23 protein-coding genes are annotated in these 24,865 nt (G+C 34.5%); 2 read left to right on the top strand and 21 right to left on the bottom strand.

The window, feature by feature from the left end:
• The first annotated feature begins 14 nt into the window (after nucleotides 1-14).
• Together lpdA and RYK12_RS06160 are read left to right on the top strand one after the other, a co-directional pair.
• Nucleotides 15-1,718: a dihydrolipoyl dehydrogenase gene (lpdA, locus tag RYK12_RS06165; RefSeq protein WP_314847779.1), complete on the top strand. Its 1,704-nt coding sequence runs from the start codon at nucleotides 15-17 to the stop codon at nucleotides 1,716-1,718.
• A 58-nt stretch (nucleotides 1,719-1,776) separates the two neighbouring features.
• Complete coding sequence (locus RYK12_RS06160) at nucleotides 1,777-2,766, top strand: lipoate--protein ligase (protein ID WP_265495953.1); 990 nt, start codon at nucleotides 1,777-1,779, stop codon at nucleotides 2,764-2,766.
• A 71-nt stretch (nucleotides 2,767-2,837) separates the two neighbouring features.
• On the opposite strand, the gene xerS is transcribed toward RYK12_RS06160, so the two are convergent.
• The 21 genes from xerS to cps4B form a co-directional block, all read right to left on the bottom strand.
• On the bottom strand, nucleotides 2,838-3,908 hold the full coding sequence (xerS, locus tag RYK12_RS06155) for a tyrosine recombinase XerS (protein ID WP_261014477.1): 1,071 nt from the start codon (nucleotides 3,906-3,908) through the stop codon (nucleotides 2,838-2,840).
• A gap of 922 nt (nucleotides 3,909-4,830) precedes the next feature.
• Complete coding sequence (locus tag RYK12_RS06150) at nucleotides 4,831-6,381, bottom strand: chloride channel protein (RefSeq protein ID WP_314847772.1); 1,551 nt, start codon at nucleotides 6,379-6,381, stop codon at nucleotides 4,831-4,833.
• A 16-nt stretch (nucleotides 6,382-6,397) separates the two neighbouring features.
• Nucleotides 6,398-7,177 carry a ribonuclease HII gene (locus RYK12_RS06145; RefSeq protein WP_314847770.1) on the bottom strand — a complete coding sequence of 260 codons (780 nt, stop codon included), beginning with the start codon at nucleotides 7,175-7,177 and terminating at the stop codon, nucleotides 6,398-6,400.
• Nucleotides 7,164-8,015, bottom strand: a complete 852-nt coding sequence (gene ylqF / locus RYK12_RS06140; protein ID WP_314847769.1) for a ribosome biogenesis GTPase YlqF — start codon at nucleotides 8,013-8,015, stop codon at nucleotides 7,164-7,166. Before ylqF ends, RYK12_RS06145 begins: the two co-directional genes overlap by 14 nt.
• A gap of 366 nt (nucleotides 8,016-8,381) precedes the next feature.
• The gene (locus RYK12_RS06135; protein WP_261008727.1) at nucleotides 8,382-9,491 is read right to left on the bottom strand and encodes a glycosyltransferase; all 1,110 of its coding nucleotides are present in this window, start codon (nucleotides 9,489-9,491) and stop codon (nucleotides 8,382-8,384) included.
• A gap of 10 nt (nucleotides 9,492-9,501) precedes the next feature.
• The gene (locus RYK12_RS06130; RefSeq protein ID WP_314847766.1) at nucleotides 9,502-11,052 is read right to left on the bottom strand and encodes a transporter; all 1,551 of its coding nucleotides are present in this window, start codon (nucleotides 11,050-11,052) and stop codon (nucleotides 9,502-9,504) included.
• Nucleotides 11,053-12,015 carry a capsular polysaccharide synthesis protein gene (locus tag RYK12_RS06125; RefSeq protein WP_314847763.1) on the bottom strand — a complete coding sequence of 321 codons (963 nt, stop codon included), beginning with the start codon at nucleotides 12,013-12,015 and terminating at the stop codon, nucleotides 11,053-11,055.
• A gap of 5 nt (nucleotides 12,016-12,020) precedes the next feature.
• The gene (locus RYK12_RS06120; protein WP_314847761.1) at nucleotides 12,021-13,016 is read right to left on the bottom strand and encodes a galactofuranosyltransferase; all 996 of its coding nucleotides are present in this window, start codon (nucleotides 13,014-13,016) and stop codon (nucleotides 12,021-12,023) included.
• A 1-nt stretch (nucleotide 13,017) separates the two neighbouring features.
• A complete protein-coding gene (locus RYK12_RS06115) occupies nucleotides 13,018-13,992 on the bottom strand; it encodes a glycosyltransferase (protein WP_314847759.1) in 975 nt (324 codons plus the stop codon).
• Nucleotides 13,993-14,001: 9 nt separating this feature from the next.
• Nucleotides 14,002-14,961, bottom strand: a complete 960-nt coding sequence (locus RYK12_RS06110) for a glycosyltransferase family 2 protein (RefSeq protein WP_314847757.1) — start codon at nucleotides 14,959-14,961, stop codon at nucleotides 14,002-14,004.
• A gap of 55 nt (nucleotides 14,962-15,016) precedes the next feature.
• The gene (locus RYK12_RS06105; protein WP_314847754.1) at nucleotides 15,017-16,024 is read right to left on the bottom strand and encodes a glycosyltransferase family 2 protein; all 1,008 of its coding nucleotides are present in this window, start codon (nucleotides 16,022-16,024) and stop codon (nucleotides 15,017-15,019) included.
• Between the two features lie 25 nt (nucleotides 16,025-16,049).
• On the bottom strand, nucleotides 16,050-17,030 hold the full coding sequence (locus RYK12_RS06100; RefSeq protein ID WP_314847752.1) for a glycosyltransferase family 2 protein: 981 nt from the start codon (nucleotides 17,028-17,030) through the stop codon (nucleotides 16,050-16,052).
• Nucleotides 17,031-17,044: 14 nt separating this feature from the next.
• Nucleotides 17,045-18,154 carry a CDP-glycerol glycerophosphotransferase family protein gene (locus tag RYK12_RS06095; RefSeq protein ID WP_314847749.1) on the bottom strand — a complete coding sequence of 370 codons (1,110 nt, stop codon included), beginning with the start codon at nucleotides 18,152-18,154 and terminating at the stop codon, nucleotides 17,045-17,047.
• On the bottom strand, nucleotides 18,151-19,230 hold the full coding sequence (locus RYK12_RS06090) for a glycosyltransferase (RefSeq protein ID WP_314847746.1): 1,080 nt from the start codon (nucleotides 19,228-19,230) through the stop codon (nucleotides 18,151-18,153). The genes RYK12_RS06095 and RYK12_RS06090 overlap by 4 nt, the downstream gene beginning before the upstream one ends.
• Before the next feature lies 1 nt (nucleotide 19,231).
• Entirely contained in the window at nucleotides 19,232-19,630 is a 399-nt protein-coding gene (gene tagD / locus RYK12_RS06085) for a glycerol-3-phosphate cytidylyltransferase (RefSeq protein ID WP_238095877.1), read from the bottom strand.
• A complete protein-coding gene (locus tag RYK12_RS06080; protein WP_261008722.1) occupies nucleotides 19,627-20,460 on the bottom strand; it encodes a glycosyltransferase in 834 nt (277 codons plus the stop codon). Before RYK12_RS06080 ends, tagD begins: the two co-directional genes overlap by 4 nt.
• A gap of 16 nt (nucleotides 20,461-20,476) precedes the next feature.
• Nucleotides 20,477-21,577: an EpsG family protein gene (locus RYK12_RS06075; protein ID WP_314847744.1), complete on the bottom strand. Its 1,101-nt coding sequence runs from the start codon at nucleotides 21,575-21,577 to the stop codon at nucleotides 20,477-20,479.
• Between the two features lie 35 nt (nucleotides 21,578-21,612).
• Nucleotides 21,613-22,266: a CpsD/CapB family tyrosine-protein kinase gene (locus RYK12_RS06070; protein WP_314847742.1), complete on the bottom strand. Its 654-nt coding sequence runs from the start codon at nucleotides 22,264-22,266 to the stop codon at nucleotides 21,613-21,615.
• A 1-nt stretch (nucleotide 22,267) separates the two neighbouring features.
• On the bottom strand, nucleotides 22,268-22,816 hold the full coding sequence (locus tag RYK12_RS06065; RefSeq protein ID WP_260468215.1) for a YveK family protein: 549 nt from the start codon (nucleotides 22,814-22,816) through the stop codon (nucleotides 22,268-22,270).
• A 198-nt stretch (nucleotides 22,817-23,014) separates the two neighbouring features.
• Complete coding sequence (locus RYK12_RS06060; protein WP_203180252.1) at nucleotides 23,015-23,590, bottom strand: sugar transferase; 576 nt, start codon at nucleotides 23,588-23,590, stop codon at nucleotides 23,015-23,017.
• 234 nt (nucleotides 23,591-23,824) lie between these two features.
• The gene (cps4B, locus tag RYK12_RS06055; RefSeq protein WP_314847736.1) at nucleotides 23,825-24,556 is read right to left on the bottom strand and encodes a capsular polysaccharide biosynthesis protein Cps4B; all 732 of its coding nucleotides are present in this window, start codon (nucleotides 24,554-24,556) and stop codon (nucleotides 23,825-23,827) included.
• Nucleotides 24,557-24,865 lie beyond the last annotated feature (309 nt).

Below are 24,865 nucleotides of genomic sequence, written 5' to 3'. Positions count from 1 at the left end.
AAAGGAAGGAAGACATGGCCTTAGAAGTAATTATGCCAAAAGCCGGCGTGGATATGACAGAAGGACAAATCGTCCAATGGAATAAAAAAGTCGGAGAATTTGTAAAAGAAGGAGAAATCCTTTTGGAAATCATGACTGATAAAGTCAGCATGGAATTGGAAGCCGAAGAAGATGGGTACTTGATTGCTATCCTTAAAGGGGACGGTGAAACAGTCCCTGTAACGGAAGTTATCGGTTACCTTGGCGAAGAAGGGGAAAATATCCCAACAGCTGGAGTCGCAGCGCCAGAAGCTAGCCCAGCACCTGCAGCAAGTGCCTCAAACGATGATGGTAAGAGCGATGATGCTTTTGATATCGTTGTGATTGGTGGAGGTCCTGCTGGTTATGTTGCAGCCATTAAAGCTGCCCAACTCGGCGGTAAGGTTGCCCTTGTTGAGAAATCTGAACTTGGTGGAACCTGCTTAAACCGTGGATGTATTCCAACCAAGACCTACCTTCATAACGCTGAAATTATCGAAAACATTGGTCATGCCGCAAACCGTGGTATCGTAATCGAAAATCCAAACTTCACTGTAGATATGGACAAACTCCTTGAAACCAAGTCTAAGGTTGTCAATACTTTGGTTGGTGGTGTTGCAGGACTTCTTCGTAGCTACGGAGTTACTGTTCATAAGGGTATCGGTACTATTACTAAAGACAAGAATGTCTTGGTAAATGGTTCTGAATTAATTGAAACAAAGAAAATCATCCTTGCTGGTGGTTCAAAAGTCAGCAAGATCAACGTTCCTGGTATGGAATCTCCACTTGTCATGACCAGCGATGACATCCTTGAAATGAACGAAGTACCAGAAAGTCTTGTTATCATCGGTGGTGGTGTTGTCGGTATCGAACTTGGTCAAGCCTTCATGACATTTGGTTCAAAAGTGACTGTTATCGAAATGATGGACCGTATCGTGCCAGCTATGGATGCGGAAGTTTCTAAGAACCTTCGCTTGATCCTTGAGCGTAAAGGAATGACCATCTTGACTGGTACTAAACTGCAAGAAATCATCGAGGAAAATGGTCAACTTCGTATCAAGGTTGAAGGAAAAGACGATATCATCGCAAATAAAGCTCTTCTTTCAATCGGTCGTGTGCCGGATCTTGAAGGTATTGGCGATGTTGAGTTTGAATTGGATCGTGGTCGCATCAAGGTCAACGAATACATGGAAACTTCTGTTCCAGGTATTTACGCACCAGGTGACATCAACGGTACTAAGATGTTGGCTCACGCAGCTTTCCGTATGGGGGAAGTTGCCGCTGAAAATGCCCTTAAAGGAAATCATGCTGTTGCCAAGTTGAATTTGACTCCTGCAGCTATCTACACTCTTCCTGAAGTAGCAGCAGTGGGTCTGACTGAAGAACAAGCGCGTGAGAAATACGATGTAGCCATCGGTAAATTTAACTTTGCTGCCAACGGTCGTGCCATTGCATCAGATGCAGCTCAAGGTTTCGTTAAAGTCATAGCTGATAAGAAATACGGGGAAATCCTTGGTGTACACATTATCGGTCCTGCAGCTGCAGAATTGATCAACGAAGCGTCAAGCATTATCGAAATGGAAATCACTGTTGAAGAAATGTTGAAGACTATCCACGGACACCCAACCTACTCTGAAGTGATGTACGAAGCATTTGCGGATGTTCTAGGAATGGCCATCCATTCACCTAAGAAAAAATAAAACGAAGATAGATTAGACTGGAAGACATTTTCCAGTCTCTATCGTATAAAGGGATATCATGAAATATATTATCAATCATTCAAACGACACTGCTTTTAATATTGCCTTGGAAGAATATGCCTTTAAACACCTTTTAGATGAGGATCAAATCTTCCTTCTTTGGATCAACAAACCATCTATCATTGTAGGGCGTCACCAGAATACTATCGAAGAAATCAACCGTGATTATGTTCGAGAAAATGGCATTGAGGTAGTCCGCCGTATCAGTGGTGGTGGAGCTGTTTACCACGATCTAAACAACCTCAACTACACGATCATCTCAAAAGAAGATGAAAACAAGGCCTTTGACTTCAAGAGCTTCTCAACTCCAGTTATCAATACCTTGGCTCAACTCGGTGTTAAAGCTGAATTCACAGGTCGTAATGACCTTGAGATTGATGGCAAAAAATTCTGTGGCAATGCCCAAGCCTATATCAATGGCCGTATCATGCACCATGGTTGCTTGTTATTTGACGTTGATTTATCAGTCCTTGCTAACGCCCTCAAGGTTTCAAAGGACAAATTTGAATCAAAAGGTGTGAAATCCGTTCGTGCCCGTGTAACCAATATTGTCAATGAATTACCAGAAAAAATCACAGTTGAAGAATTCCGTGATTTGCTCTTGGAATACATGAAAAAAGAGTACCCAGAGATGACAGAATACGTTTTTTCTGAGGAAGAATTGGCTGAAATCAATCGCATCAAGGATACTAAGTTTGGAACTTGGGACTGGAACTACGGCAAATCACCGGAATTTAACGTCCGTCGTGGGACAAAATTTACCAGTGGTAAAGTCGAAGTCTTTGCTAATGTCGTCGAATCAAAAATCCAAGATATCAAGATTTATGGTGACTTCTTTGGTATCGAAGACGTTGCTGCAGTAGAAGATGTCCTTCGAGGCGTTAAATACGAACGGGAAGATGTTCTTAATGCCTTAGAAACTATTGACATTACAAGATACTTCGCTGGTATTAGCCGAGAAGAAATTGCTGAAGCGGTAGTGGGATAAAAAGAAAAGAAGTTGGTTGTTTGACCAGCTTCTTTTTTGAGTTGTATTTTACATAATTTATTTTATGCAACTCACAAACTATCCAGAGCATTCTTTTGTTCATCGTTGACAATATGGGTATAGAGGTCGGTGACTTGTGTACTGGCGTGTCCTAGCTGGTGACTGACCAAAACTTGCGATTTAGTCGCATCATAGAGCCTGGTTGCTAGGGTATGGCGCAGTTTGTGGGGAGTTACTCGGACTTTGAAGTCCTCAGAGTACTTAGCAACCATCTTTTCAACACTAGAAGCATCGATACGATTGGGAACACCACGATATAAAGTCAGAAAGAGTGCTGTATCCGTCTTTTCCGTCTTATAACGTTGATTTCGAATGGCTAGATAATTCTCTAGGTAAGGCTTAGCAAAGGCAGCGACATTGACCGAGTCACGTTTGCCCCCTTTTCGAGTGACATCAATAACCATCATTTTGAGATTGAGATCCCTTATATCCAGATTAACTGCTTCAGACAAGCGAACACCAGATGCCAAGAGAAGTGCAATGATGGCCAAATCACGTTCTTTATTTTTGTTAAATGATGAAAGAGCTCGATTCGAGAGCTGTTGTGGGTACTCTTGGTCGATATAAGTTAGAAAACCTTCTGTTTCATCACCTAGAAAGAGCTTTTGTTTGATGTTTTCAGCTCTAGCAGCAAGCGTTTCTTTCTTTTTCTTGGTTGAAACTTTTTTCATTACATTACGATAAAAATAAGGCTCTCCCTGATCGTTTTCAACCTCCTCGGTCAGATACTTGTAAAGACTAGAAAGTGCCGACAAGGTCCGATTGATAGTTGTCTGTGAAACACCTTGTTTTGTTGTATTGGCATTCAGCAAAGGACGTTCACGTAGGTAAAGGATAAAGGATTCCATGTCTTTCTTAGACATATTTTCCAAGACAGATAAAGGAATATCAGACATTTTATCAGAGTTTGAAATCCCAGACTCCAAAACCCAGCTGAAAAATCGATCGTATTCCTTGAGGTATTCGTACAAGGTTGTAAAACTATAGGGAACAGCAAGCTTAGATTGGTAGTATTCCAGAACATACCAGGGCATGATTTGTTTTAGTTTGTCAATTCGTTCCAGTAAAATCTCACGTTTCATGTATTTTCTCCATAAATAAGTCTACAAGTAGTATAGCATAGACTGATATATTTTTCAAGAAAATTATAGTTTTTCGGAAAGATGTTATAGGAGTTTCTAAAGAAAGGAATAAAAAAATAATAACATTTTTTATGTTTTGATAACTAAAAATTTTTTTTGGAACTAAAATAGCTAAAAATGTACGTTATCAAAGTGAAAACTAAAATTTTTCACATGTACACTTTAACAAAAGTTTTATTGCTAAAATTCAAAAACCTGATTAAATCAAGGTTTTTAGGCTTACAAGGGGTTTAAAAGGGGCTGATTTTGTACATTACGCATCTAAGCTACTCAATCAAAAAATGTACTTTATCCAACATTAAAATAAAGTACATTTCGATTATAAAGTACATTTTTCAAAGAGTGTACATTAAGCCTTTAACTCTGCCGTATCAAGGGTTTATCCACTGTCTAGGGAAAAGTACAAAAATTTTTAGTTTTTGTGTAAAACAGATCTAAATCTTTGGAGTTATTATTGTGAATCATTATCTAGTGCTTTTTCTAGTTTCCAAATACTAAACCAGAATGAAATAGTCAGCAGAATAAGGAAAATAAAAAAGAGATTATCAGTAACGAAACTTCTGTTCATTCTACATAACTGAAGAGCCATATAAGGAGCTATGAGATACAAAATACATTGTATAATTGCTATTGTTTTCTTTTTCATGATTTTAATCTTACTGTACAGATTTGATACAGTAAACTCCTTTCTAGCTTTATGTTTTATTATTTCTAACTTAATTATAGTCTTATTTTTACCCAAGTTCAATTATTTGTATGTAAAATATTTTATCTGCAAAAAATAACCGATCTCATTTCTGAGAATCGGTTTTCTAATGTATTTAATCAAATATTTACATAATATAAATTATGTAAACAAGAGCTACAACAACAAATCTTTGACTTTTCCAATTTCACTTTTTGGAATTACGAGATGAATCATATCACCCAGATACATTCTGGTTGAGCCGTTAACTGTTTGGCTCTTACCGTTATGAACTTGGGTGGTGATGAGGACGTTGTGTGGCAGGTTGAGTTCGTGTACTTGTTTTCCAGCGATTTTGTCAGATACAGGGATTTCAATAAGTGTGACTTCTCCTTCATCTGTCGCTTCTTCTGGCAGCATTTTTTCTAGCATGGCCTCATAGACTGGTGCACCTTTAAGTAAATCCATGATGATGTAAGCTACTAAGGTTACTAAGCCAAGTGGCATGAGGTTGCGAATATCTCCTACCATCTCAGTTACGAGTATCATAGCAGTTAAGGGAGCCTTGGATATTGCTCCAAAATAGCCACTCATTCCCAGAATGACAAATATAGGGAATTGCTCCTGACTGACAAGTCCAATATTCACACAAATGACACCAACTAGGGCACCAAGCAAGGAACCAAGCGCCAAAATGGGTAGAAAAATTCCTCCTGGAAGGCCACTTCCATAGCTAATCATGCTCCAAACAAAGCGAATCAAAAAGTACGCTAATAGAACTTGGAAACTAAAATCTTGCTCAGTTAGGGAAAGAACAAGTTGATTTCCACCTCCAAGGATCTGGGGCAAGAAGATCCCGACTGGTATGATGAGAATAAAGGCAAAAATTGGGTAATAAGCTCTATCCAAACGGATTTTTTGCCCAATCCAGTCATAAACTCTACCAACATTGAGTACAGCTTTTTCATAGAGAAAACCGGAAAGACCCAGAAAAATTCCCATGAGGAGGTAAATCCAATACTGGTCTAGGGTCATGAGTGGGATATTATCTGGCATATCCAGTACGGGTGTTAGGCCAAATATGAGCAGAGAAACAAAGTTTGCTACGAGGCTGGCTGCTAGAGTTGAGACCCAGAAAAAGCGTGAAAAATGGTGATAGACTTCTTCTACAACAAAGAGAAGTCCTGCAATGGGAGCATTAAAGGCTGCGGCTAAACCTGCTGCAGCTCCACTCGCAATAAGAGAACGTTCCTCTACTGGACTGGATTTAAGCCATTTGGCAATTCCTTTACCACCGACCGCTCCGAGTTGAATACTTGGACCTTCACGCCCCAGCATAAGGCCACTTGCAATAGCCAAAATTCCTAAAATATATTTTTTCCAAAGTACGCCCCACCAGTTGAGGGTCATCAGTCCTTTTAATTCGGCTTCGACTTGAGGAATTCCTGAGCCTTTGATGTCTTTTTCTGACCGAGTTAGTTTCGCACTGAGCCAACAAATTATTAAATAAAATAGACCAATGATAAAAAGATTGCGCACTAGGTGCGCTTGATCTTGATAAAGTCCTTGTATCAGGTGGAAGCCTTTTTCGATTAAGAAACGAAAGGATCCAACGATAATTCCAACAATGAGACCGACGATGATTCCTCGTCCAACTTGGGATAATATGGTGCTTGAGGCAAAGGCAAATTCTTTCTTGGAACTGAGTGTTTCTGACTGTTCCTCCATAATCATTCCTTCTAACTTAACTTTCTTTTTCTCCTGAAACCAGTGATTTAACGGGTTCAAAGCTGGTTCGGTGAATTGGGGTAACTCCTAGTTTTTCAAGTCCTTCTAAGTGTTTAGCAGTTCCATATCCTGCATTAGCAGCAAAATCATAGCCAGGGAACTGCTGATCGTATTCCTTCATCAATTCATCACGTGTCACCTTGGCTACTATAGAAGCTGCTGCGATAGAGAGGGAATTAGCATCACCTTTGATAATGGAGGTTTGTGAAATGGGCAACTCCAGTTTCATAGCATCAATTAAGAGGTGCTCAGGTTGAGGATTGAGTTGGGAGATTGCTTTCTTCATGGCTAGTTTGGTTGCTTCATAGATATTGACTTGGTCGATGACCTGATTATCCATGATACCAATTCCGATTGACAGTGCTTGGTCTTGAACTGCTTTGAAAATCTCCAGATGTTTCTTTTTAGGAATTTTCTTGCTGTCGTTGAGGCCTTTAATCTTACAATTTTTAGGTAAAATAACGGCTGCAGCGACTACAGGTCCAGCCAGAGGACCACGACCGACCTCATCAACACCTGCAATTAAGGTCAATCCTTGTTTATAAAGTTCTTTTTCATAGGAAAGCATGGATTCCAAACGAAGCTCCTCATCCAATTCAGCCTGAATGGCTTTTTTACGCTTGCTGATTTCTTTTTGAACCCCAGAGCGATTATCCTGCTCGAGTTCTAAAAAAATAGGGTTATTTAAGTCCTTAACTGTTGCAAGGAGTTCTTTGATTTCTTTAATCGTCGCCATCGAGGTCTTCCAATGTATCTAAGGTATAGTTACCGAGTTTACCGTCGCGGACTTCCTTCACGAAGAGACTGTAAAAGCGGTCATAGTCATCACGGAAACCGAGGGCACGGGTCATATCCATAATGATAACAGGCGCATCTTCTTCAATTTTCATTTGTTTGAAGCGTTCGGCCAACTTTTCTGGATAATGTTCTTTGAAATAATTGAGGCCAAAAATAGTTACCTCATCCATAGGAAGCAACTGGTCTTTGATAGCACCTGTTAGGGCTAGTTTGAGAGCGACAGTTTCGTCTTCGAACTTAGGCCAGAGAATCCCCGGTGTATCCAAGATTTCCAAGTCTTTATTGGTTTTAAGCCATTGTTGTCCCTTGGTAACACCTGGTTTGTTGCCGACAACGGCAATCTTCTTACCAGCCAAACGATTCATGAGAGTTGATTTACCAGCGTTTGGAATCCCGATAATCATGGTACGCAAGGTTTCAATTTTAATCCCACGTTCTCTCTGGCGAGCAATCTTATCAGCCATGAGCTTTTTGGCCGCATCTGTTACAACTTTTACAGTCACTTGCTCTTTAGAGTTGATAGCCAGAGTCTGAATTCCTTGTGATTCAAAATACTGGCGCCATTCCTTGGTCATTGCTGGATCAGCCAAGTCTGCCTTGTTTAAAATCAAGAGTTTTGGTTTGTCACCAACGATTTTGGTTAACATAGGATTTTGACTAGATAGAGGTAAGCGTGCATCTACCAAAATCGTCACAAAATCAACAAATTTTAAATTCTCCTGCACCTGTCGACGAGCTTTGGACATGTGACCAGGAAACCATTGAATAGTAGCCATAATATATCTCCTTCGGGTTGAAAAAATTGTAAAAACGTTTTCTTTCTTGCCTTATATTCTATCATAAATTACTCTTTTTTGCATAAGCTTTTGTCTAGAAAAGCTACTTTATTAAGAAAAATTGAATGCAATCTCATTTTTTGATATATTAACCTCCGAAAAATAGTCATCTCTAATCCATGAGATTATTAAATATAAACTTAGTTGTATTCCCTTGTAATTAAGTTAATTATTCTGCTGATAAAATAGCTTTTAGAAGTACTATTAAAATAGCCTAGCCATAATTTTATTTATGAAACTAACGTGTGATAATCTGATAGAAATAAAATTAGAGAAGACATTCATGTCCTCTCCATCAACTTTTAATCACTCATCAAATAACTTTTCCAACTGTCTGGTTGCAGATTCGATCTCGTAGCCATTTTTATCTATCAGCTGTTTCACCTTTTCTGTATCAAGCTCTCGATGATCTCTGACTGATAAAATTTTATCCGCCCATTTTTCAAGAGAATCTTTTAAAGACAGGCTGTTATCGTAGTTATCTAGTATTTTTGCATCTGGTAGATGATTTGCTGTTACAACAGGTAATCCATTTGCTTGCGCTTCAATGAGTACAATTGGCAATCCTTCAAAATTAGATGGGAAGAAGAACACATCTAATAAATTTAGCATTTTTCCGACATTAGTGGTCAAGCCTGTAAAAATGACTTTGTCTTCGACACCATATTCTTTTGCCATATTTTCTAAAAACGCAGTATCTCCTCTTCCAATAAATACTAGACGAGAATTTGGTTCTTTTTTGACGATTTCAGAAAAGACCTTAACACAAAAACTTTGATTTTTTTGTTTTTCATATAAACGGGACACTTGCCCAATGACCAAACAATTTTCAGGGATCTGATACTCCTTTCGAAGTTGGGATTGAATTTCTTGATCATATAAAAATTTCTCAACTTCAATGGCATTATGAATAACCAAGGCCTTTTTTCGTTCTTGACCATGATAAAAATGGTTCAATGCTTCTGTTCCACAGGCCCAAAAATCTGTCGCATATTTTCCAACAAAAAGACGATTTACTGGATGAACAAAGCGATAAAATTTATCTGCTGTCGCACAATGCCCATGAACGATTCTTTTTTCTATCCCATATTTCTTTGCCAATTTTAAAAATTCTAAATGTGTCAAGCCATTTTGATTGGACCATACAATATCATATCGATGGGCATTTTTCTTAAAAAACTCATTCCATTCTTTTAAGGCTTGCTGGATATGAGGTCTTAACTTGGGGATTCTATGAACGACTAGAGGATTGCGGCAAAGCTTTTTAAAATGCTCACTAAATTCAACATCTTCAGAACCTTGTAGTAAAAATTCCAGTTCAAATTCAGAGGTATCGATATGATTATAAAAATCTACCACAATTTTTTCCAAGCCACCAACATCTGGAACCAGACCACAAACCAAAATTCTTTTCATTGATTTCTCCTTATTTTTTTAACTTTAATACTTTTTGAATCATCAGTATGATTTGTCTACCGCCTTCATGATTTCTAAATAGGAAAACGTAGACACCCAATACTGTCAAATAAAGAACGATTTTGATTGCCAAACTGAGAATGAAATCTAGCTGAGTTAAGAGGTAGTTATCCAGTAAACTCAAAAGTAGGATACTCATCCCTACAACTGAGAAATCTTGTAACATTGTTTTAAAAAAGTCCTTTGAGGAAGCTTTCAATCCATACTTAAAGGCGCTATAGGGTTCATACCATGTACAGGTCAAGACTGTTGAACAAATCGTACCCAATAAAATTCCAGATACCCCTAAATCTAAAATCGCTAAAAAATAGAGTGAAAGGAAAATGTTTAATAAAATTTCAACAATAACTTTTTTATTTTGCTCATAACTTAAGCCATAAACTGAAATCAACGTTAGAATCGGTCTTCTATAAAAAGTTAGGAAAAAATGAAGGACGATCAAAATCTCAATCGTATAATTAAATGAAAAACTCTCACCTAACCAGATAGTCATAAATGGATGAATGAACATTAAATAACCTAAGCTAGCAAAATAAATCAGGCTAAAAGTAATAAACTGGAATTTTTTTAGGAATTTAACCATATCTGCTACTGTCGTAGACTCCGAATGGACTAAGTTACCTACGGAAGAAACAACTGAATTAATCACAGTATTTAAAATCAGTGAAAGAAATCCTAAAACATAGGTATAATTCCCGTAAATACCTATAGCTGCTAAGCTGACAAAACTTGCCATTAGAATACTATCTGTTTGAAAAACAATCGTTTCTCCAATACTACCGACTATATTTCCTTTGATATTTCGGATAAATTTTCCTTTTTCCTCCTGATTAATGGGTGTTATGTCATCATTAAACAGGTAACCATACAATCTATCTACAATCCGCGACATGATGATATTCCCTATAAAATTCATGATGATACTGATCAATAGATAAAAGATATAATTTTTTGTAAAGAATAAAATTCCGATTTGCAAGCATACGCGAAGCGTATTTAATCCAAAGTCAATCAAAGTCATCACATAATTACGCTGATCGACATAAAGTAAGGTTCGTTTATAGGAGAAAAAATAGCTTGAAGCAGAATTAAATACAAAGAGGAAAAAAATCAAATATAATTCACTATTTACCGTATAATCCTTTATCATATAAGGAAGAAATAAAGAAAGTATAGCGCCTAATATAAAAATAGAAAAGCCAATGATTCTATATAATTTTTTGAAAAGAATCATAAAGGCATTAATTTTTCCATGTTCTTCTCTGTCTAAGGGTCCATATAGTGCATAGCTCATGGCTCCAGCAACCCCTAATTCTGCCAAAGACAGGATAGAAACTAAGCTAGACAAATAATTGTTTAATCCTAGATAGGTTACCCCAAGTAAATTGATAAAAATAGTTCGATTGATAAAGCCAAGAAGGACTTGAAAAGGTTGCAATGCCAGAGCAATACTCGTATTTAAGGTGGCAAATTCGGTTCTACTTTTTTTCGTGTATTTCATCTATTCCTTTAATTTTCCTTGTAAAAGTTGATCGAGATAACTCTCTGGAAGAACTTCTTCTTTCTTGATTTTATAAGTCGTTTTCAAAATCGGTGTTGTTTTCAACACTTCTTCCCATTCTTTTTCATCAAAAAGATCATGGGCATGGTCTCTTAAAAACCAAACACGCTCAGCTGGTGCTAGAATAGGTAATCTATCCACTAATTCTTTAAATTCATGATTTGATTCATATTCGGACAAAATAAAATAATCCATCATCAGGTAATGAATAAAAACTGGGTATTTACGAACATAGTAAAGATATAAATCTCGAATATGTTTAAAATAAGGCTTGCCTTTTTTTCCTGCTAGAAAGAAACCTGCCCATTTAAAGTCACCAACAGTTCGTTCCATTTGATTTGTTCGTATAGGTGGATGATTCAGAGTAAAAAAGTCCCCTTCAAACATTTCTAAAGTTGCATAGGGAGATACAAATAAGGTTGCATCCATCCAAATTCCACCATATTGGTATAAGAGACTAAAACGAATAATATCTGAATAATGCGCAGCTGATAATTCTTTTTTCTTGTATTTTTCGGTGATGTCTCCTGGAATATTGATGAAATCTGCCAGATTTTTATCCGTCAACAAGTAGAATTCACAGTCATTTCTTTTGGCGAAGTCTTTTATGGTCTTCATTGAAGCCTGGACTGTCTCAGGCATTTGCTCTTCTCCCTGTTGCCACATTGTCCAAATCATTTTTGGAAATTCTGTTGTTTCTTCCTCTTTTTCATTACTCGAATCAACTAGTTGTGCTTCTTTTCTTAATTTTAGTACAAAATCCAAAAGAATCTTTCTACGAAAATCATAAAACATCTTGTCAGATTTTTGTGCAAGAAAGTAAACACATGTTAGTTTAAGGCCATAATATTTTAAAATTTGACGATAGCGAGCCATTTTTTTTTGTAAGATTTGTAGTTTCATAAACTCTACAAATTCCTTTCACATTTTTCTAAAGCTGTTTTTAGAAAATATCCGTTACGAAGTTTCTCTCCTACTATTTTACTATTTTTAATCAGCTCTTGAAAATCTTCTTCATCAATCGAGTTTAAACAATCTGCAATTTCAAATAATGAATCAACAAGTATTCCACAATGGTTTTTTCGTACAAACTCCGCTAAAGCAGATTGGCTCCATACAATAATCGGAAAACCTGATGCTAAATATAGAGAAGCTTTATGTGGGTTATTCATCTTTAAATACTCTCCATACATCCCACTACAAGTATGAGGACTATCTCCGTCCCAGACTAACCCAAAGCCGCCATGTAAGCGATTAGGGAGTTCATCAGGAGAAAAAGCACCTTGATAATGAACATTTTTAGGAAGATGCTCTACTTCAAAGTTAATGCCATAAATAGAAAAATCTGGTTTTTCAGGTAATTGTCTTGCGTATTTTGTTTTCCGAATATCGAAATTTCCAGCTAACAAAATAGTTTCTTTTTCATAAGCTTTCTTCTCTTTATAATGTGGAATCAAATAGTCAAATATCTCTAAGGAAACAATCTTCTCTTCCGGTATTCCTAATCGTACAAGTTCTGCTTTCATCTTTTCGTTATGGGCGATAATACCATCGACTTTTTCAAGGACTGTTTTATTTTGTAAATAATGGATAATAGAGTACTTGAAATCTGTAAATGACCTGATTTTTTTGTTTCTCAAGGACTCGATATCATGAATCAGTAAATAAGCTTTGAATGTCCTATTTTTCAAAAATCTCGTTAAAATTTGTTTTTTTAAGGAATGCCATAATAATGGAAATTGAAGAACTAACACATCATCTTTTGTCAAAGCGATGGAATTTGAATCATTATTTAGGGAAAAAGGTTGATATCCTGCTTCTACCATTATTTTTTCAGCATCTAATCTTGCTTTAGATCCTGCATGTTTGGCTTCTGCGTAAAATTCTTTTAAGTAATAATTCATACTACTTCAACCCTCTCCAAAATCTTTTTACAATATATTTTTCAAATCTCCATTGAATAGCTCCAATAACTCTTGAAATGAAGACAATCTTTTTAGGGAATAATCGATAGGCTCGTATTAATAATGATTGACTTGAACTTTTAGCGTAACGATTCAAATATTCCACATATTTTTCTTGATATGGATTTCCCTCGAATATATGATAGTCGACAACGTGCATCAAAACTAAATGGAATAAGCGACGCTGTACATATGGGAGTAAGTCAGCATTTCCTTCATATAGTTGTTCCACTTTATCACAAATCGTAAACAAATCCAAATTTTTAAAATTAAATTCTCGATTCATAATACTACCAGAACGCACGCGATAATAATATCCTGTATAATCAATTTTCACTATTTTATGAATATGTTTTAAGATTCCCATTCCTCCATACACATCTTCATAAAATAGACCTTCTAAAAATGGAAAATTGAGAATCACTTCTCTTCTAAACAGTTTAGCGACTGCATTCAAACGAACAATATTATCCTCACATAAAGAGACTAAAGCTTCTTTAGCATTTCCTTGAAAAATAATTTTGACATTCTCGGGAGAAGGGATTTCTATTTCTTTTTTATCATTTGTATACCAACATTCTACGATGTCCATTTCTTCTGAAGTCATGTGCTTTAATAATTGCTCCAACATATCGTCTTTAAGAACATCATCGCTATCTACAAAAGTGATAAATTCGCCTTTAGATTCAGTCATACCACGATTACGAGCGCCACTTAATCCTTTATTTGCTTGATTGATTAAGCGAAAGCGAGGATCTTGTTTACAATATCTCTCACAAATTTCTTGTGAATGATCCGTAGAACCATCGTTAACAAGTATTACTTCAATATTGCTATAAGTTTGACATTGAATACTATCTAAACATTCTTCCAGATACTCTTCAACATTATAAACAGGTACAATGACACTAATCATGGATAACCTCTACTTTAAAGTTTTTTTACGCGTAAATAAATATCTTAAATATAAAGGATAAAATATACTTAAAAAATATTTTGGTGAATAGCTATACCATCTTAATAATTTACTAGAATTGAAAATATCTGATGATTTCTTAGCTATTTCAAAATAGTTATCAATTGCATCAACATATAACTGATAATATGGATGTCCAACTCTTATGTTATACTTTTTAAAATGTCCAATACCAACTAAAAATAACATATTCCCTACATAAGGTAACCAATTATCTTCTCTAAATTCCTCTAATAATTTTTCGCCAACTTTAAAAATATCAAGATTCTTTTCTGAATATGTCTGATTCATTGTACTAGAAGTATGATATCGATAATAATAACCAATATAGTCAATTTTTCTCATTTTATGAATATATTTTAAAGAGACGATTCCAGTATAAAAATCTTCATAAATTAAATTTTCTAAAAACGGAACTTTCTCCACTATTTTACGGCGATAGAGTTTTGCGACAGGGCTCCAACTTACTCCATGATTAAAACATTGGTATAATGCTTCATTTGAATCAAATTCTTTAACATGAATATCTTTTTTTTCTTCATTTAAACATTGAATAGCCTCAGTTCTATCACATTCTACAATATCGATTCCTGTATCCATATATCTCATTAATTGTTGTAACATATCACTTTTTATAACATCATCGCTGTCTACAAAAGTAATAAATTCACCTCTAGAAGCAGCAACTCCATTGTTACGCGCAACACTTTGTCCTTGATTTGATTGATTAATTAAATGAAAACGGGGATCTTGTTGACAATATCTTTCACAAATTACTTGTGAATTATCAGTAGATCCATCGTTAACTAATATTACTTCGATATCTGTATACGTTTGATTTTTGATACTATCTAAACATTCTTCCAGATAATTTTCTACATTATAAACTGGAACTATTATGCTAATCATTTTTATTCTGACACTTCCTTTAAGATTTAGTGTGTTATCCTACATATTCAAATAATCAATTTTTTCTTATATGTAATTTATCGTTTAGATGCTTCATTACTTTTTTAGTAGAAATCCATCTCTTTTGTAAACTTTTATAAATAGGATGAGTAATCGTTGTATAATATTTTGGAGCAAATAAGTACAGTCTCAATAAACGATATTTCCCAACAACTTCCTTGGATTGCTTTGCTATAAAAGCAGCATTTCGAATAAAATTTTCATATAAATCAACGTAAGGACTCTTCTTATTGATCCCATCTTTTAAATAGTGTCCATGACCAAGATAAAACATAAAATAACCAATATAGGGAAGCATATTTTCATCATCTTTAAAGGAATCTATTAACTGATTTCCCACTTTAAAAATATCTAAATCTTTTTCATTAAAGGATTTCGTCATAGTACTATTTGCACGAACACGGTAATAATAACCAATATAATCAACAACTACTATTTTTCGAATATGTTTTAGATAATTGATTCCTGTAAAAACATCTTCGTAAATATATCCTTCTAAAAATGGAATCTTTTCAACAATTTCTCTTGTATATAATTTTGTAACGGGACAAAACTTCACTTCTTTAAACTCAATACAATTAAGAATTGCTTCTTTAGCGTTTCCTTCGAATACAATTGTAGAAGTCCTATTAAGAAAGAAGTCTTCTTTATTTCTTGTCATTCTACATTCTACGATATCTACATCCGTCTTCATGTAAGGAAGTAGTACTTCTAACACGTTTGTATTGATCACATCATCACTATCCACAAACATAATATATTGCCCAACAGATTCTTTAACACCGCGATTTCTTGCGACACTTTGTCCTTGGTTTTCTTGATTAATCAATCTAAAGCGACTATCTACCTGGCAAAATCGTTCACAAATCTCTTTTGAGCTGTCCGTTGAACCGTCGTTTACTAAGATGACTTCAATATCTGTATAAGTCTGATGTTGAATACTTTCTAGACATTTTTCCAGATATTCTTCCACGTTATAAACTGGAACGATTACGCTAATCATAAATTAATTTCCTTCACATTTATTTTTATTCATCAATCTTTACTTCTTTTATGCCATTTTTGAATTTCCAAATTGCATAGTAGACTGGGAATACAATTGAATTATAATATTTTGGGCAAAAGTTATAGAGCCTAATCAAACGTGATGCTCTAGCTAACTCTGGATTTTTCTTTGTTAATGTTACATACTCAGCTAATTTTTGATTATAGAATTCTCTATATGGATTCCCTTTTTTTACATAACTGTGATAATGCATCGTAGCCAAATGAACTAAAAAACTACCAACATAAGGAAGAAGGTCTTCTCTATCAGCATATAATTCTATTAATTTATCACAAACAGTAAATATATCTAGATTTTTTGGTGAAAATTCTCGGTGCATTATACTACCTAAACGTACTCGATAATAATATCCTACATAGTCAATTTTAATCATTTTTCGAATATATTTTAACATCCCTATTCCACTATAAACATCTTCATAAAATACACCTTCTATATATGGAACTGCTTCAACAATCTCTCTTCTGTACAGTTTAGTAACTGCATTAACATTTAGAGTATGATTTGGGAAAAACTTAACTGCCTCATTTGAATCTCCTTCAAAAATAATGGTTGTTGTCTCAATATTTTCTTCCAAAAATTCCATTTTCTTTACTGTAAATATACACTCTACAATATCTACATCCTCAGTCATGTATTGCATTAACTTTTCTAAATAGTTTGTTTTAATAATATCATCGCTATCTACAAATACAATATACTCTCCAGTTGATATTTCTACCCCTTTATTTCTTGCAGCGCTCAATCCTTGATTTTCTTGATTCAACAAGTGAAAGTGACGATTCTCTTTACAATAACGTTCACAAATAGCTTTTGATCCATCTGTTGAACCATCATTGACTAAAATGACTTCAAGGTCTGTATAGGTTTGGTTTTGAATGCTGTCTAAACATTCTTCCAGATAAGTTTCTACATTATAAACGGGTACGATTACACTAATCATTCTTTATCCTAACCTTATTTCTTTAATCCAATTTCATCCAAAAGGGTCTTTGTAAAATCTTTTTGAATGGCATTAACCTTGTTATTGACTATTTTTCGTTCGTCAATATAAGGATCTTCAGATTTCATGACACTCTCTAGAAATTCTAATAAATCATGCGAATCACGAATGACACTTCCTACCATTAAACTCTTCACATCTTCAAACACAAAGCCTCTTTTTTCCTTGTATTCCTCATAATCATTAATGGTAAATGCAACTGGCCTATTTAATAAATAATAATCTAAAAATACTGATGAATAATCAGTAATTAATGCACTTGTTGTTCCCAAAAAGGTATATAAAGTCTCATACTGCTCACTAATAATCTCTTCTGTTAATAGATGAATGGTCGAATAATTCATTTCAAATTTTAACTGAGATTCCTCAAGAGGGTGAAGTTTAATATAAAGTTGATACCCATAGTTTGAGAGTAGTTTTTCAATGTTTTGAAAGTCCTCTTCTTCTAAAGAAAATATCAATGCTGCTTGGCTGTCATGATAATTTTTAGAATTGCGGTATGTTGGCATCCAGATGATTTTTTTCTCTTTTTTCTCTTTAAAGAGCTCATCATTCCGGATATTGCCAACAAGAAGCATCTGCTCATCTTTAGCATTAAAAGCAGCTTTCATGATTGGAGTAAATAATTCTGAAGAGGAGACTAATTTTGTAAAGAAATTATAGTCAATTTTTTCCATTCCAACTTCAAGATTCCCAATTTTTTTTAAGGGCATTCCATGCCACAAGTTGACAACCATCTGGCTTGGAGCAGGCTTTATAGGATACTTGCCAAATGAATAGAAAAAATATTTAGATGTTAAAAAATAAAAGAAACCTCGATAAATCGAAACATACTTTACATCATTTTCTTTGTCTAAATGATAAAAATCATTTGAAGCACAAACGATCTCATATGTTTCCTGATAGTCATTATCCACTAAATAGTGATAAAGTGTTCTAAGATTATCTCTGAACCCCCAATTAGAATAGAGAACAATTCTGTTCCTTTTCTTGGGAATCATTTTATTTATTTTATAAGTAAAATCACTTACTTTGAACAGTAAGGGTTTTAAATAGTTGATCATTCTCTTTTTAAACCTTGCTTATAAATTTCTTTTAAATTTTGAACATTTTCTTCAATATCAAACTGCTTTAGGTGTTCATTTAGCTGTCGTTGTTTCTTCTTGATAGGCGCCTTTTTTATGTAGTTTACCCATTTAGCCTTATCTAGAGGCATGGCTGTGCAAAGTTCACTAACGATCTGAGTTGTTGGATCAATCGTTTCATTCATGAGAATATCGACTCCAGAACACTGAGCCTCTACCAGCACGATTGGGAAACCTTCATACAAAGAAGGAAAGGCAAAGATATCAAAGGCTGAATAAAACTTATGAACATCTTCTCTTTTTCCTGTAAAGATGATATTCTTCACTTCCTTACTTTTCTCTTCTAAAATGGCACGATCTGGACCTTCACCAACAAAGACAAAGGTAACGTCAGGTAATTCTTTAGCAACTTCAATCAAAAAACTCTGATTCTTGAAAGGATTTAAAATACCAATCATCCCTATTACTTTTTGATGTTCAGCTATATGAAACTCTTTGCGGATTTCTTCTCTAAAAATCGGAGAAAAACGATACTTATCGATGTCAATTGCATTTGGAAGGATTTGAAAGGATTGCTTTCCAAATATCTTCAGTCCAGCTAATTGGCCACAAGAGATACGATGGGTTGCATTTTTCAAGGCTAGAAAGACCAAAAATCGATTGCGTATACTTTTCAACCAAGTATCTGAAAATTGGCTACTATGATTGTGGTAAATCCTAACTGGGACACCATTTTTTCGAGCATAGTAATTATGTATAAAAGCGGTTATAGGATTATGAACATGGAGAATGTCAATTTTATTCGTTTCATAAAAGTGTCGGCATTCTCTCGCATAGGCGAATAGTTTAGAAATCTTTAGGGCTGGAAAAATAATTCGTTTAATTTCTTTTTCATCTAAGTATTGATTAAATGGGAAATGAGCGTCTCCATTTGACTCACCTACCATATATTCAAACTCTTGATCATCAGTTGGGATATGATTTTTGATAAAACTTTGTACGCCGCTCATGGTATTCCTTACACTACCTGTTACATGTATGACTTGATATTTCATCCTAGTTCCCTTGATTCAAATCATTCTTTATCTTAGAGGTTGAAATTTCTTTTGTTCGTGGTAGGTAAACAACCTCTATCCCCATATCACTTAAATAATCAAATTTGCCCTGCCAATCATCTCCAATGACAAACACATCAGCATGATACTTTTCGATGTCTGAGATTTTTTGATCCCAATTTTCTTCTGGTATAACAAGATCCACATATCTGATAGCCTCTAATAGCGATTTTCTTTCTTCGTAATCAAAATAACATTCTTTATTTTTTTCTAGTCTATTAAATTCATTGGTGGATAATCCTACAATCAGATAATCTCCCAAGGCTTTTGCCCTTTTTAAGAGATTAATATGACCGTAATGCAATAAATCAAATGTTCCGTATGTAATGACTCTCTTCATATCTTCCTAATCACCTCTACATCTTCTCTCATTTTTTTCTGATAGACCCATTTCCTAACTGAATTCGGAAGAATTCGAACCGCATTACGAAGGAAAATATTTCTAAGAAATTCTACTAGACTAATGTCTCTTCTACGATAAAAATCTAATTGGAGCATAAAGTCCGTCTTTACATACAAGAAACCGCCTCTCCGCAGATAGCTAGAATCGTTAGTCTGCATGACCACTAATGGCTCCTGGATATTCAAAAAATCCTTGGTTGGATTATCGTGTAACAATCTCATGGTGAGGTCATAATCCTCTAGATAGCGGAACTTACGATAATTACCAGCCTTCAAGATATATTTTTTTTTCATCATACTCGATGGATTATTAAAGGGATTTCTCATTTTCGAATATTGACGAATTTCGGCTGTAGTTTCTGGTACTTTCTTTAAGGCGGTAAACTCTGTATTTTTCTCTAGGATATTGGAACCAACCATGATGAGGTTGGGATTTTTTTCAAAGGCTGCTAATTGCTTCTCAAACCTTGTTTCTAGAGAATAGTCATCACTGTCCATTCTTGCAATGAATTCTGTTTGGCATTGATTGACTCCAAAGAGAGAGGCTGGTCCTGAGCCTAAATTTTCAGGTAAATGAAAAACTTTTAAAATCGGAATCTCTCTCTGCAACTTTTGGATTTCTATTTCTAACTCTTCAGTCAATTCGCCATCACAAACTAAAATGATTTCTGTCGGTTTAAGGGTCTGCTGATAAGAACTTAGTAAACTTTTCCTTAAATTTGTAGGAGTCTCTTTTTTATAGACTGTCGTTAGAACTGAAAATTTCATTTTATAACTCCTAAACCTAATTTCCAAATAACCAATCTACAATAACTGAACGGTAGGGAACGACATGGTACCAGTCAGCTTTAAAATAAACAATGACTAGAAAGATTGAAGCGTAAACCAATATCATCAAATAAAATAAAATCCATTGAACTTTTTTGTCACCTATTTTAGATAAAATCATAGGGATATATAGGCAAATAAAGGGGGTAAAATAGTGTGCGAATCTGCCAAAAAGACTTGTTTGCAAAGTTGACGCAGTAAATAAAAAGGAGATAAAGAACAAAGTTCTTATAAATTCTTCTTCAGTCGATAGTTTTTTCGTTCTAATCACTAGTTCTCCAAAAAGCAGAACTATACCATACCAAATTGTTAAAAATATTGGTGCCCATTTATTGCTTTCCAAAAACCAGGATGATTCCAGATAGGAAGTATACTGAGGGAAGAAAGAAATAAAGATAGTTGCAATTTGTTTGATAAAAGGTAAGATGATTAGAAATGCAAGGAACACAAATTGGTATATTCTTTTATTTAAAACGATTTTTTTAAGGGGGAAAAACAAGAGGCAGACGATACCAGATGTATGAAATAAGGGAGTTAGTAAGATAAATACCCATGCTAAAATCTTCTTGTTTTTTACTACGTAGTGAAACCCTAAAAAACTTAAAGCGATCGCTAGACCTTGCCTGATATTTGATAAAGAATAAAAAAAGAGTCCTAACGAGCTGAAGTAAATCAGTAAACTCATGTAAACATTTTTAGAATGCTTATAAAGCACAAGAAACCAGGCAATTAAAGTTATAAAGGCATAGGAAAATAATAAAAATGGATAGTGCTCACTAAAGTTTCTTAGGAAAATATTACTTACTAAATAACCAAGTTCAAATCGAGAACGAAATAGATTTGATAAATCCGGAAGTTGTAAATGATTTGATTCAAAAATATGGATATAAGTTCCTAAGTCTCCTCCGACGCTAGAAGTACGAAAACCTGCAATGATTAAAAAAAAGAAGAAAGTCGGAAGAACAAGAAATCTTAACTCTTGTTCTTTATCCTCATATTTTAATGAGAAAAAGGCAAGGAAAGAGATATAAACGAACATTAAAAGATAGATTGCCATTTTTTTCTTTATCCTTAGCCTTTCAAATAGTTATTTTAATAATAGTAATAATAGGTGTCTTTATGTGAATCTATTTTATTCATTATCACACCAAGTAGTCTAGCTCCAACATGATCTAATCTACGTTTTGCTTCAGTGATCTGTCGACGTTTTGATTTTTTTGTATCTACGACTAGAAGTGTGGCGTCAGCAATACTTGCTAAAATTTGAGCATCCGTTGCTGCTAGCAAGGGAGGTGTATCGATAATGACATAGTCATAAAAATCCTCAAATGCTTTAAGTGTTTCATCCATAGAAGAACTAGCTAACATCTCAGAAGGATTAGGCGGAACAGGTCCTGAAGTCAGTACATCTAAATTCACATCATTTATCGTCAAATGATTAATGGAATCTACTCCTGACTTCTTTAATAGAAAGGTACTGAGTCCTTCAGTGTTATTTAGCTCGGTTAATTTATGTTGAGTTGGTTTACGCATATCCGCGTCTATGATAATCACTCTTTTCCCCTGTTGGGCCAAAGAAGCGGCAAGATTGATACTGACTTCACTCTTGCCTTCATTGGGGTTGGCACTTGTAACGACAATGATTTTAATATTTTTTCCAAATTCTGAGAACTGAAGATTACTCCTTAAAGTTCTAAAGGACTCAGCTACGATGGATTTACTGTTATGAATAACTTCGATATGCATGTCACTCACCTCTTCTCTTTCTCTCTATAGTCGGAATCATCCCGAGAACAGGTGTTCCCACTAACTCTTCCAAGTCTTCGTAAGAATCAATCGAATCACTCAATAGATATTTGATGAAAATAACATTAAATCCTACAAAAGAAAATACTAGAATAGATACAAGAAGATTCTTCCATAGAACGGGATAAACTGGAGAATCACTTCCCAGTGCTTCAGTAACAACTGACAAGTTGTCGCGCCCTAATCTATCTGCTGTAAATTTCTTGTACTGAGACACATACTCTTTAATATAACGTTCTGCTAAATTTCGATCTAGTCCTCTAACTGTTATTGTGACCAACTGAGAACCTGAGTCATTTGTTAATTTAACAGACTTGATTTTTGAAATTTCATCTGGTGATAAGCTTAATGCTTTATTGGTCTCATCTTTTACAGGGGGAAGATCTGCTATCTCTAAATAAGTCTTAGCTTGTCTTTGAAAGAGGTTTATAGCTTCAATCGTTTGCGCATCATTATTTTGCCCATTTGTTTGACTTGAAGTGTTCTTCATTATGAGCTTAGAGGATACACTGTATATAGGAGAAATGATAAAAACAGTATATAGACCAACTGCTGTCGTCCCTACTATAGTAAATAGAAGTAAAAATAGTAGTTTGCTTTTTATCAAAGAAAAAAATCTATTAATATTTTTATTAAAAATAGTCATATTATTGTTTGTTTCCTTTTATTTATTTTTTCTTTCTTAGAACTACCTAGATCCGTTCCCGGTAACCATCACTTTAATTGTTTTTAATAGTATAAGAAAATCTAACTTGATACTTTCGTGATTGATATAGAATAGATCGTAGACTAATTTATCTTTAGGAGTTAATTCATAACCACCATTTACTTGAGCCCATCCTGTGATTCCTGGGCGAACAGCTAAACGTTCATTAAAATTAGGGATATCTTTCAAAAATTCATTGATAAACTCTGGTCTTTCTGGTCGTGGCCCAATAATGGACATCTCACCTTTAATCACATTGATAATTTGTGGTAATTCATCAATTCGTGTTTTACGAATAAAACGTCCAACTTTTGTAATGCGTGTATCATTTTTGCTCGCCCATTTATGACCGTTCTTTTCAGCATCTTGATACATGGAGCGGAGTTTATAAATTGAAAACCTTCGTCCATTTAAACCAATTCGTTCTTGTATGTAAATAGGATTACCACTTGATTCGATTACAATAAAGATACATGCTATTAAACAAATCGGGATAATTAATAGTAATGAGGGTATAGAAATTAGAAGACCTATAATTCTCTTAATTCTCCTATACATAAGCATCATTCTCCTAGAAAAAACTAAGGCGCACGCATATATATGCGTGCGCCACTCACTACGTTGATGCATATATATATATATATATATAGTTCCAAGTATAAAAAAGTTAGAACTAGTAAAAATATGTATATTTACCAAGAATTAAATCATACAGTTCAATATAACATAAAAAAATAAGATTTTCAAGCTTACGTGATTAAAATACAGGAAATACACCTAAATTAAATGTTGCTAAATATTTTTGTTCGATATAATCAACTGAGGATTCACTAAAAATAATTCTTCTGCTCTTTCCTTTCCATACTGATGACTAATCGTGTCAAATGCTTGCTCCATATATGGCGGTCTTGAGCTTAGATTATGCATATCGCTAGCCACACAGTGAACTAGATTATGGGCAAGAAAATATTGAGCTCTTTTTTTGAGTAAGCGATACTTATCCCCAAACATTTTAGGCTTAAGAACACTTGAACTATTTATTTGAGTATAACATCCCATATCTATCAGCTCTTTAACTCTTTTTTCATTTTTTTCTAGTTCAACATAGCGTTCAATATGGGCAATGACAGGTCTAATACCTAACAATAAAACTTTATTTACTGCATTGCGGATTTCCCAATAGGGGGTGGTCGGGCTGAATTCAATCAAAGCATATTGTGTATCGTTCAGAGTAGGAATCTCTTTATTATTTAATTTTTCAAGAGCATCTTGGGTGAAGTATATTTCAGCTCCATATAGAATTTTTAACTCTGGTAATGCTCTTTTAGCGAGAGCCTGAACTTCTTTAAAGTTTTTCATTATACAATCTTCTGGAGTTTCAAACATATTTTTACGACGATGTGAAGTGGATACAATCGTACGAACTCCCTGTGAAAAAGCTTCTTTCAGAAGAGCTAGGCTTTCTTCTTTTGTGCTTGGTCCATCATCTACACCAAAAACAATGTGAGAGTGGATATCGATCATGTAATATTTCCTTATATAATAGAGTTTTAGGCGCTGTAATAAATAATTTAACACATATATATAAGCGTTTTGAATAACCTATAAATATTGGTTTATACAGTTTGTTTTCCTAGTGTTATTATACTACGAAACATTAAAATAATCTAGTTATTCTTATAAGATTTTAAAAGTTATCTAGTTTAATAAAGCGTATATAAATAAGCGGATTTTTGTTTTCTAATAAATCTATAGAGAATGATAATGACACTGACTATTAATCATGACCACCCGTCAAACGGGTGGTTTGTCCCAGGGCTATAAGCCCAAATT

The organism is uncultured Streptococcus sp., assembly GCF_963518475.1.
GTDB lineage: Bacteria > Bacillota > Bacilli > Lactobacillales > Streptococcaceae > Streptococcus.
This window is presented reverse-complemented; position numbering and strand designations above follow the sequence as displayed.